This is a genomic window from Qipengyuania aquimaris (assembly GCF_009827445.1).
GTDB classification, from domain to species: domain Bacteria; phylum Pseudomonadota; class Alphaproteobacteria; order Sphingomonadales; family Sphingomonadaceae; genus Qipengyuania; species Qipengyuania aquimaris.
In genome coordinates this window covers 2,652,933-2,662,510 of the sequence record NZ_WTYI01000001.1, presented here as the reverse complement: position 1 = coordinate 2,662,510, position 9,578 = coordinate 2,652,933, and the positions used below count along the sequence as shown (strand labels likewise).

16 protein-coding genes and 1 tRNA gene are annotated in these 9,578 nt (G+C 53.3%); 9 read left to right on the top strand and 8 right to left on the bottom strand.

Annotated features, from left to right (window positions below):
- Window positions 1-182: 182 nt before the first annotated feature.
- Window positions 183-551: a hypothetical protein gene (locus tag GRI34_RS13155; protein WP_160596323.1), complete on the top strand. Its 369-nt coding sequence runs from the start codon at window positions 183-185 to the stop codon at window positions 549-551.
- 94 nt (window positions 552-645) lie between these two features.
- Here GRI34_RS13155 and GRI34_RS13150 read toward each other — a convergent pair whose 3' ends face one another.
- Together GRI34_RS13150 and GRI34_RS13145 are read right to left on the bottom strand one after the other, a co-directional pair.
- Window positions 646-1,041: a hypothetical protein gene (locus GRI34_RS13150; protein WP_160596322.1), complete on the bottom strand. Its 396-nt coding sequence runs from the start codon at window positions 1,039-1,041 to the stop codon at window positions 646-648.
- A gap of 143 nt (window positions 1,042-1,184) precedes the next feature.
- Complete coding sequence (locus GRI34_RS13145) at window positions 1,185-1,511, bottom strand: hypothetical protein (RefSeq protein WP_160595272.1); 327 nt, start codon at window positions 1,509-1,511, stop codon at window positions 1,185-1,187.
- Window positions 1,512-1,695: 184 nt separating this feature from the next.
- Here GRI34_RS13145 and GRI34_RS13140 point away from each other — a divergent pair, with 184 nt between their 5' ends.
- On the top strand, window positions 1,696-2,133 hold the full coding sequence (locus GRI34_RS13140; RefSeq protein WP_160596321.1) for a hypothetical protein: 438 nt from the start codon (window positions 1,696-1,698) through the stop codon (window positions 2,131-2,133).
- Window positions 2,134-2,262: 129 nt separating this feature from the next.
- On the opposite strand, the gene GRI34_RS13135 is transcribed toward GRI34_RS13140, so the two are convergent.
- Both GRI34_RS13135 and GRI34_RS13130 read right to left on the bottom strand, forming a co-directional pair.
- On the bottom strand, window positions 2,263-2,850 hold the full coding sequence (locus GRI34_RS13135) for a hypothetical protein (RefSeq protein WP_160596320.1): 588 nt from the start codon (window positions 2,848-2,850) through the stop codon (window positions 2,263-2,265).
- 147 nt (window positions 2,851-2,997) lie between these two features.
- Complete coding sequence (locus GRI34_RS13130) at window positions 2,998-3,303, bottom strand: barstar family protein (protein WP_160596319.1); 306 nt, start codon at window positions 3,301-3,303, stop codon at window positions 2,998-3,000.
- Window positions 3,304-3,499: 196 nt separating this feature from the next.
- Here GRI34_RS13130 and GRI34_RS13125 point away from each other — a divergent pair, with 196 nt between their 5' ends.
- Window positions 3,500-3,934 (top strand): hypothetical protein, encoded by a 435-nt coding sequence (locus GRI34_RS13125; protein WP_160596318.1) that lies wholly within the window; start codon window positions 3,500-3,502, stop codon window positions 3,932-3,934.
- A 459-nt stretch (window positions 3,935-4,393) separates the two neighbouring features.
- Here GRI34_RS13125 and GRI34_RS13120 read toward each other — a convergent pair whose 3' ends face one another.
- The gene (locus GRI34_RS13120; RefSeq protein WP_160596317.1) at window positions 4,394-5,020 is read right to left on the bottom strand and encodes a hypothetical protein; all 627 of its coding nucleotides are present in this window, start codon (window positions 5,018-5,020) and stop codon (window positions 4,394-4,396) included.
- Between the two features lie 174 nt (window positions 5,021-5,194).
- Window positions 5,195-5,470: a hypothetical protein gene (locus GRI34_RS13115; protein ID WP_160596316.1), complete on the bottom strand. Its 276-nt coding sequence runs from the start codon at window positions 5,468-5,470 to the stop codon at window positions 5,195-5,197.
- Window positions 5,471-5,614: 144 nt separating this feature from the next.
- Between GRI34_RS13115 and GRI34_RS13110 the strand changes: the two genes are divergently transcribed.
- Entirely contained in the window at window positions 5,615-6,034 is a 420-nt protein-coding gene (locus GRI34_RS13110) for a DUF7674 family protein (RefSeq protein WP_160596315.1), read from the top strand.
- Window positions 6,035-6,202: 168 nt separating this feature from the next.
- Here the strand turns inward: GRI34_RS13110 and GRI34_RS13105 are convergent, their stop codons facing one another.
- Entirely contained in the window at window positions 6,203-6,931 is a 729-nt protein-coding gene (locus tag GRI34_RS13105) for a hypothetical protein (RefSeq protein ID WP_160596314.1), read from the bottom strand.
- A 235-nt stretch (window positions 6,932-7,166) separates the two neighbouring features.
- On the opposite strand from GRI34_RS13105, the gene GRI34_RS13100 reads away from it, so the two are divergent.
- The 5 genes from GRI34_RS13100 (at window position 7,167) to GRI34_RS13345 (ending at window position 9,121) form a co-directional block, all read left to right on the top strand.
- Complete coding sequence (locus GRI34_RS13100) at window positions 7,167-7,604, top strand: hypothetical protein (RefSeq protein ID WP_160595530.1); 438 nt, start codon at window positions 7,167-7,169, stop codon at window positions 7,602-7,604.
- Between the two features lie 131 nt (window positions 7,605-7,735).
- Entirely contained in the window at window positions 7,736-7,954 is a 219-nt protein-coding gene (locus tag GRI34_RS13095) for a hypothetical protein (RefSeq protein ID WP_160596313.1), read from the top strand.
- A gap of 113 nt (window positions 7,955-8,067) precedes the next feature.
- Window positions 8,068-8,436: a hypothetical protein gene (locus GRI34_RS13090; RefSeq protein ID WP_160596312.1), complete on the top strand. Its 369-nt coding sequence runs from the start codon at window positions 8,068-8,070 to the stop codon at window positions 8,434-8,436.
- 94 nt (window positions 8,437-8,530) lie between these two features.
- A tRNA-OTHER gene (locus tag GRI34_RS13085) sits at window positions 8,531-8,647 on the top strand.
- Window positions 8,648-8,800: 153 nt separating this feature from the next.
- Window positions 8,801-9,121, top strand: a complete 321-nt coding sequence (locus GRI34_RS13345; protein WP_234028230.1) for a hypothetical protein — start codon at window positions 8,801-8,803, stop codon at window positions 9,119-9,121.
- A gap of 66 nt (window positions 9,122-9,187) precedes the next feature.
- On the opposite strand, the gene GRI34_RS13080 is transcribed toward GRI34_RS13345, so the two are convergent.
- Complete coding sequence (locus tag GRI34_RS13080; protein ID WP_160596311.1) at window positions 9,188-9,556, bottom strand: hypothetical protein; 369 nt, start codon at window positions 9,554-9,556, stop codon at window positions 9,188-9,190.
- Window positions 9,557-9,578: the final 22 nt, after the last annotated feature.

Here is a 9,578-nt window from a genome sequence, read left to right as displayed (position 1 = left end):
GTCCGCTTCCCACCCAGTTCGTGACTGATTTGCCGAGTTAGGCGTGGGCCAAAAGCGGACCGGCAGGTAACGACCCGATTGCGGACATTCATGCGCTGTCTAATATGAAGTGGCAATGACGAGATACACCAACCTGAGAGAAGCTGTTCAACTGCTAGCTAGCATCGCCCGCCATCAAGCAGGTGCAGTGGCTCGACAATATTTTCTCTCAATTGACCGATGGCGAAAGCGCTGAAGCATATGGAAATGACGAGCTAGTGATGGAGTTCAATGACATTGCCATAGCTCGTGACCACATGATGGAATACCAAGAATTGAGCGCCAAAGAAGCCAAAACGGTCGCCGAATTAGAACGCATGATCGGCTCAATTTGCGTCCCCTCCGATGCGGTTTTCTGGGAACGGAAAGCACTCCATGATGATCCTAGATGGGAACAGATTAGGGCAGCCGCAAAATTGACACTCGCGCAACTGCCAGACGAACTCCGCGAAAGTGATTGGACCCGACGAAATTGGGGAGGCGGCAGCTCCAAAGCGGTTCCATCGACTTAGCTCGATTGTCCGCTTCCCACCCAGTTCGTGACTGATTTGCCGAGTTAGGCGTGGGCCAAAAGCGGACCGGCAGGTAACGACCCGATTGCGGATATTAGCGCCTTACGAATTCGACCAGTTCGTGGGTGTCTATATCAAACACTTGCAACGAGCTCGGCTCTTCTCTGTCGTTGAGCGGAAGGGTGCGCAGGTGGTCATTAGGGCTTACCGTAAGCTTGCCATTCCGAATGAGGATCGTTTCAGCTGGCACCACATGAACCCCTTGGTTGCTCTGTCCCATAGTATAAGGGACGGCCAGTCCGTCCACGAAAACAGAGTTCTCATCCAACCTCAACGAACCGCAACATTCGCTAGCGTAGGTGCCTACAGCTATCGAAGAGGTAGGGGGCTCGCGTCCGAAGAACGTCACGACAATCAGCAAGAGGACCACGCTACCACCGCCAAAATACATGAGTGCTTTTTTGCGGAGGTAATTAAAGCCGTTATCCATGCTTAGGCAGTGCCACAGGGTCTGGACCTCTGAAAGCCTAAAGTCGCGAAGCAATGGCCGCTTACCACCCAGTTCGTGACTGTTCTATCGAGTTAGCTTTTTGCTAGGAGCGGACGGTCAGCTAACGACCCGATTGCTGCCATTCACTCGACGGGTGATGGCCAGCATTCGAAACGCGCATTGTCGGTCGAGTTCATTCCCCGTGTTGCGAAGCCGGGTAATTGTTGCAGTCGAGCGAGTGCCTCCGTTTCGCCGGTCGCCAACTGAGGAAAGGCGACCTTCGTTTGGCCGGTGCTGTCGTTTAGAAGCCACCAAACGTCTGCTCCCCAAGGGGCATCGCCGTTTGTCTCGACATAAACCGCAGCAAGGTCCGTCATCTTGATGCGCTGCTCAGCCTGCTTGGGCGCTCGACAAACAATCTCATCGTCAACTGTTACTTCGACCACGTATTGCGCTTCAGGATGCTTCATGCGGAGCAGGATGCCTTCGAGAACGCTCTGGCGCAATGTCTGCTTTCCACCCACTTGATGACAGTTTTACCGAGCTAGCGATGTGCCAGGAGCGGACGGGCAGCTAACGACCCGATTGCGGACCTAGATCTCACGACTAAATCTGGTCAAAAGTTGTCCGTCTAATATGATCAAAAGGCGAGATATGCGTGTTGAATTAAGCTGTTCGCTTCCACAAAAACCGGAGTGGGTTTGGGAGCGTGTAAAACAGTCTTCTACCCTGGATTTCGTGGCTGGCCCTCTTATCCGGTTCAAGCCAAAAGCGCCTGCCTTTCCAGCAGTTTGGAAAGAAGGAGAATATCCTGCCAGCATGCGCCTGTTCGGTGTCCTTCCCATCGGCAATCAAACAATTGGGATCGAGTATCCCCCCGATGCTCCGCCTATGACGCTAAGGGATAATGGGCATGGGACCATGGCGAAGAAGTGGGACCACTGGATCATCGTCCAACCCGAAGGGGACGGAACACGTTATACTGATCGGGTCGATGTTTCGGCTGGCGTGCTCACACCATTCGTCGCTCTTTTCGCAAGAGCCTTCTACGCTCATCGACAACGCAGATGGAAGCGAATGGCTAAACGATGAGATCGTGTCCGCTTTTTTGCAAGTTCGCTGCAATAGCAGACAGACAGCTCCCCACCCATTTTATGACTGATTTGCCGAGTTGCCGCTGTGTCAAAAGCGGACCAGCCGCTAACGACCCGGTTGCGGACGCTAGTCCTTACGTGCTGCAATCGTGCTTCGTGGCAGTCTTTGACTGAGCCAATCAACGATTTGTTGGCCTTCCGCCTCGTCGAGGCCAGGCATCAAGTTCATGGTCCGCCCGCCGTAGTCGAATTGAACGCTGCCAGGCATCATTGGAAAGAAGGGAGGATAGCTCACATTCATGAAGCCACCTCCCCAAGGCCACATTGATCGGCCCACTCGGAGCTTCTTCACTTGCCGTGCATCGTAACGTTTAGTTTTTGAAACAAAAGGCATGGTCCAATGGTAGATCATAGCTTGCTCCTGCACCGCGACGCGAAGCTTCCCGCCTAGCTGCCAACCAAGCCACGAAGCGGCGAACAGCCAACCAATTGCCCAGCCAACGAGCCAGACAGCTAGGAAAAGCTGAGCCTCACCAGAGAACAGCTGACTAAATGCTGCCACACCTCCAAAGGTCCAAAGCGTCAACCAAACGCCAATGAACGGGATTATGAACCAGTTTCGGGATGCCCGAACAGTAATCGCCTCAATCCCGTCTACGAACTCAATCTTGAATCGGGCTTCCGGAAGCGGCTCAAATTGACCTGATTTGCTCATCGCGTGTTGCTAACCGATCCTTGAAAGCGACGCAATTTGCTGACCAAGAGATGTCCGCAATCCACCCATCTGACGACAGTTTCACCGAGCTAGCGATGTGCCAGGAACGGACGGTCGGCTAACGACCCGATTGCGGTCATTGAGTAATTATTCGACTCTGACCGCCACCTCAATGTCCTCACCCCAGTCAGGATCGTCGATCCGATCTTGGCGTGCTTCCGCCACCCATGAAGCGAAGTCGTGCAAGAACGGTAGCAGTGCTTTGGGAGCATCCTCGACTACGACCACATAAGGTGGCTGGATGGTGTTGAGGTGGAGGTAATATACCATCGTCTCAAGGAACGCATCGGCATTGCGGCCATGCCCAGAAAAACTGCCTAGTGTGGCTGCAAGTGCGTCGTAGAAATCTTCTTTCGACGACCAGCAGCTCCCATCGAGTTTGAGAGTATGCATGTTTCCAAGTTACGCGATTGCGCACGGTACTACAACGTCCGCTTCCCACCCATCTCGTGACGGTTTCACCGAGTTGGCGGTGCGCCAGGAGCAGACGGGCAGCTAACGACCCGATACGGCCAAAAGTTTGGCAGGATCAAGGTTTGGAAATTGTGCAATTCACTAAGGTTTAACTACTCTCATTTAGCGAGAGGCCATGGGTTTTCAGCATGGTAAAGCGATCTTTGGAGGGCGCGAACTCAGCGCCGATGAGCTGCGTGAACTTCCACGAGCACAGTTCGAAGCCATTCGAGATTCTTTGTATAAAAAGCCTGAGATCGAGAAATCGGATGACCCGATTGATCGGCGCATCGCCGAAGAACTGCGGTCTGCAAAACGCTTGGTCGAGAGCGTTCAGGAAGAACTCAATCAGCAAAGTGCTCAAGCCAAACGCCTCGATGCTGCTGAGGATCTCATTGAGGAGATCGCAGATATCGTTGAAGCACAGGATGATTGCGAGGCGATATCACAGTCCGATGACGACTTGAAAAGGCGGCTACTGCGTAGATCAATCGATGGCGTCGGCACCCGTTGCGACAACCAGTCAGACAGTCTCGAAATAGGGTCCCGCATTCGTCGTCAGAATGATTGACTGAGAAATCTCTCGCTCCGGCCGTTTTGCTGCCGATGGAATGGAACGTGCACCATATGTATGCACTACTATTTTTGCTGCTCCTAAGCCCTCAAAAGACGGCGACGAGCTAGCAAGAAGAGAAGAGTAGGCCACACAACTGTATTGAGAATGTCTACCGAAGCTCCCACAGCGTTGGCGACGTAGTTTGGCGTCAGCACATCGATAAGCTCGTTGCCAATCGCAAAGGCGTAGACAAGTCCGATTGGCACCACCGAGCGCATTCGGCGACGAAAAAGAAGCGAACTGAGGAAAAAAATCAGCAGCCCAGCGTGAAGGTGCAATAGTGCTTCCGAGGCACCTAGATAGTCGCCGACAGCTGATTTTGTCTCGGAATATTGAGTAAGCCAATTGCGCATCGAAGCTGCCCTAATGATAACAAATTTTTTGACAACTAGCGCAAGTCGGCCTGCATCTTACCTATCGGATATCAAATTCGAGCAAGGTGAACCGAGCGGGTCCGGTAGCGCGAACGCCATGGCCACGACCACCTGACCACCCAAAGACGAACCCCACACGTTCAGCATTCCGGAGCGCATCTTCGAATGCCCGATTGCCTCGGGATTGTGCGCCCATAACGCCGCCCCATTCATCCCGAAAATTGACCGTGATTGTATGTTCTCCTGGCGTTAGCGGCAGGGTCTTATCGCTCACGGAATACCATCTGTATGTGGCGTATCGATCCTTGGCGGTCCAATTGTCGCCAAGCCTTTGAAAATAGAGGCTAAGCATCGCGGTTCTATCTGGACGCTCGTTGGCGACAAAACGTGTGCCCGGAGCTGCATCGATACGGTATCGAATGGTCAAGCGTCGTGCATCGGCAAGGGAGCCTGTTTCTCTCGTGACATATTTCACTTGCCCACCCTGATTGGCGGGAAAGATAAAAGCTGGTCCGTCAGGTGTGGCGGCCATCAGCTCAGGCACTCCAACCGAGTAATTTTTTCCTCGAATTTCCGGGCCGATTTGCCAATCGGCACCACGGTCCGAGGCCACAGCGGAGTCAGATAGAAGCATCAGTGGTGCTACGGAAAGAATGAGAAATTTCATGCTCCCTTGATAGCAGTGCCACGTTGTCGCGAAGGTGAATGGGTGGGTAATTTCAGCTAAGTGAGCTGGCTTGGAGAGCTATGACCGCTTTCCACCCACTTCGTGACGCTTTCACCGAGTTAGCGCAGTGCCAAAAGCGGACCGGCGGATAACGCCCCGATTGCGGACAGAGTTTCATTTTCGATGATGCACGAAAGATAGTGCAACGCCGCCAAAGAAACTCATCGAGGTGATCAGGAAGAAGGACGTGACAATCATCGTCCAAGCGGCTCCGCCTATCCTGTCGGTTTCCGCGACTAGGGTCGGTGCCGGACGCAACCAAACGTAGGCTGTATAGAGCGCCAGAACGATTAGGATGAGCCCGACACTACGCCACGAGCGTCGAAAACCAGATATGGCAAAAGGCGCGCCGAAGAAGGCAAGAATTGGAAGCAGGAGCCAAACAGACATTCGAGAAACAATAGCGACGCTTTTGTGAATGTCAGCTTCCCACCCCACTTCGTGACTGATTGGCCGAGCTAGCGGTGTGCCAGGAGCGGACAGGCGGCTAACGACCCGATTGCGGACATTGGCTGGAAGAACTAATTTCGCTTGATGCTCGCTCGTGACGACATGTTTACGCCGCTCTTGGAAGCCGATCCAACCTTTTTGCCAAGGTGGCGTGAGTTTCTTTCAGAGTGGTCAGATGAACCTGACGATTTGCCGTTGTATGTCGCACTAGGGGAATTGGCTCATCACATTATCGAGATGCAACGAGCAGGAAACACTGCCGCCCTTCAAAAGGTGTTTGATGTCGTAGAACGCTGGCACATCGAAGGGGACCGATACGTCAGCGAAGCAGCTACAATCGGCCTACTAGAAGGCATCCAGAATATTCTAGTGTCGGGGAAATCCTCAGAAGGTGTGTTGGGATCCGATTTCGAGCCGTATTTTGGGCCGGAGACGCGGCGCTGGTGGGATAAACTTTATCGTTTTTGGGACGGCGACACGTCGGCTCTTCAGTTTGACACCTAACGTCCGCTTTCCACCCATCTGACGACACTTTCACCGAGCTAGCTATGCGCCAGAAGCGGACGGGCAGCTAACGACCCGATTGCGGACCTTTCTTTGTGACGGGATCTCGCAAGACTTTTTCTAGCAAGGATCTAAGATCTATGGATCCTTTCGGGATGGGGTCCGATGTTAGTCTCGCGGTCGCTTGACGAAGTCGTTTCTCGCTAGCCGACTGCGAAAATTCTCGAGTGGCATCGCCGAGCGCCATTCGCGCCAAGCAGCCGAGTACTTGCCGCCGTAGGGCAACCTTTCCTCGATCCCGGTCGTCACGTCCTCATCGGTGATTTCGATGGTGATGCGATCGATGCCGATGACTTCGGGCGACACTTCACGCACAGTGCGCGGGTCGGAAGGGTTACTGAACGTGACAAACATCGGCCAGGCCTGCATCGGCTCGCGATTGCGACGCGGCGGTAGTGTGCGCGGAAGGTCGTGTGCGCCTTCTACCTTTACCATCGCCTGCAGAAATTCGGCAGCATCGCCGAAACTGTCCTGCGTCGAATGCTCTTCATACCATTCGTCGATCGCTTGCTGGACTTCGCTGCGTTGCACATCGTCGCGCGGGACGTGGTCTCGGAGCGCCATGCCTGCCACGAAGGCGTCGTAATCGGCATTGTCTGCTCGCGACAACAAGGCGTAATATGTGCGGCCATTGCGATCTATGACTACCGCCTCGCCTTCGACCTTACGGCTGACGATGGACACGCCCTCGGTCACCTTGACGTGGCGGACACTCGAAAACTGTTGCTCGCCCGCGTAGACCGTCATCTTGTAATTGTAATCGGGAAAGCGGTCGCCGCATCCAGTGAGCGCAGCGATGCACAGCAACAATCCGATCGTACTCGCCCGCCCTGCCAAGCGTCGCTCCTGTGCTAAACCCATCTTCAAGAAACCAGTTGTGTAACGGACAAAGGTTTCTGTTTGCCAAACAGCTGTTTATTGCTTCGCTTCGCGCCTCTGCGATAACACGCCAGTTCAATGACCGCTTCCCACCCATCTGGCGACGCTTTAATCGAGCTAGCTATGTGCCAGGAGCGGACAGGCGGCTAACGACCCGATTGCGGACGTGCCGAGTCCTTGGCACATTCTGCGAATGTCCGGGCCGCAAAATCAAGTTCTGAAATGGGAGCCACTTCCCGATCTACCGCAGCTGCCGCTGAGTTTCGTGAGCGGTTCATTCGATGGCGACCGCCTCAAAGTAGAAGCGATGTTTGCATATGGTGCGGAGCGAACCAGCGTCTTAATTGAGTTTGGAGCGGTTGAAGCTCATGAAGTTTGTGAAGAGTTTTCCGATTGGCTTCTCACGATCGACTCGCCACTCCCGCGTCTCGCCAATCCAAAATTGCCCACCTACACATGGCCATTCCTGGAGGTGCGAAACTCATCTTGGGTCGCCGAAAAGATTTCGCGCAATGGTGCTATAGACGAACATGATTGGAAGCACTTGGTGGTTCTGACTCTTGATCGGACATTGCATGTGATGATCGCCGGAGAAGTTGAGTCCGCAGCTATTCAAAACGAACAGGGTTGACCGCTTTCCACCCATCAAAAGCCATTCTCACCGAGTTAGCGCTGGGCCAAAAGTGGACCGGCAGCTAACGACCCGGTTTCGGACGTTGGGTATGCGTGCCACTATCCTTGAAGCTTAGTAGGACGAGTTAAATGAGCGAAGGTGTACGCGATTCGATTTATCTTTGGTTGAGCACGCTAGCGTTCTTCGGTGCTTTCTGGGCTTGCCTCCACTTCGATTGGCTGGAGGGAATCTCCGACACTTGGCTTTGGCCTGTCTTTACAGCGCTGCTCGTCGTGAATGTCGTTCAGACCGTTCGCGGCGTCTGGCAGCGCCGTGCTTCCAATCCTAAAAACCCGAACCGCCTCTAGCTTCCGCTTTCCACCTACTTCGTGCCCGATTTGCTGAGCTAGCGATGTGCCAAAAGCGGACCAGCCGCTAACGACCCGATTGCACTTAATCTGCGACAGATTAACATGATCGGATGAATATATCGCGGATTTTTCTTTGTTTTGCTTTTCCAGTTGTTCTTTCGTGCTGCGAAAGTCCTAAGGAGGAAGACAAGGCAGAGGCACTAGACGGCCCGCAAATTTCTAAACTTGAAGAGCGCGATATGCTCGAACAAGCATCTTCGGGGGACGCGAGGCGCTATGAGACCCTGATCCTGTGGTATTTGAATAAGCAGCGGTATGATGATGCTTTAAAGATCGCAGTGAAATTTGCGGAGTATGATGCTGAACGTGCCAAGAAGGATATCTGCGAGCTAAATCGGGTCTATGAAGTTGAGTTGAATCGCGAGGCAATCTCAGCGATAGGTGGCTCATCGGAAATCTGCGATCTGAGGACTTGGTAAGTGCTTTGCGCGAAGCGATGTAAAGGCCACGACGGCTCAGCATCCAAAATTGCGCAGAAATGACAGAGTCTGATCTTTCCATTAGGGGTAACTTAGAGACGTGGCAGAGCGGCTTATTGCGGGTGCCGCCTGAAGGGCTAATCGCCTCAAAGGAGCACTCCCGGGATGCTATCAAAGTTGACCGGCGCGGGTTCGAATCCCGTCGTCTCGTCCGCCTTGAGCTAGAGTGAGCCAAGGTCCGCTTCCCACCCATCAAAAGCCATTCTCACCGAGTTAGCGCTGGGCCAAAAGTGGACCGGCAGCTAACGACCCGATTGCGGAATTTTCAGGGCCTCACTAATCAGCCCAGTACCTGAGAGAGTGATTGGCTTTGCAAAATAGTCCAAATGATAATCAATCTGCGTTCGAAACCTTTATGGAAGGCTATTGGAACCAGATGGCCGATGAGCTTTATCCAGATTTTGACGCTGGTCTATCCGACTTCAAAGACACAGAGGGTGAACGAGCATTCCGTTCTTTGAAGTTGGAGTTGCTCGCAATGCACAGAACCGGACGGTTCCCACCACATTCCGAGATCAAAGCACATTATTCGGACTCATTCTGGAAGTGTTTTGATCGCATCGTTACCGCTGATCAAATTGAGAAGAGTGGTCTCTTGTCAGGTGGTAAATGCGATGTCCGCTAACCACCCACTTCGTGACTGATTGGCCGAGCTAGCGATGTGCCAGTAGCGGACGGGCAGCTCACACCCCTAAACAGCCTCATACTCAATCGTCTGATCGGCCTTTCGGGGTACTAGCCATCCTAATATGACCGGCACGAGGCTGGTGATTGATGATCCGATATTGAAAGTTACATTATCCGAAAGGTGCCAAGTTGGCCCGATGCCAAACTGGAGAAACATCAAAAGCAACCACCCAGTGGAAAGGTTCGCATCGCGAAGGCGATGATACGTCATTGCGGTCAGGCCACCTGTGACAGCAACCGCGACGAGAAAAATAAGCCACGCGGGAGTGCCGATACTCGCCGACGCTAAAGTAATACAGATAACTGCCACAAGCGCTGCCGAACCAATCCGGTAGCGCGGCCTCTCCCCGTAGCGTTTCATGTCCATCGCCATCAATATTACCTTAAGATTGGAT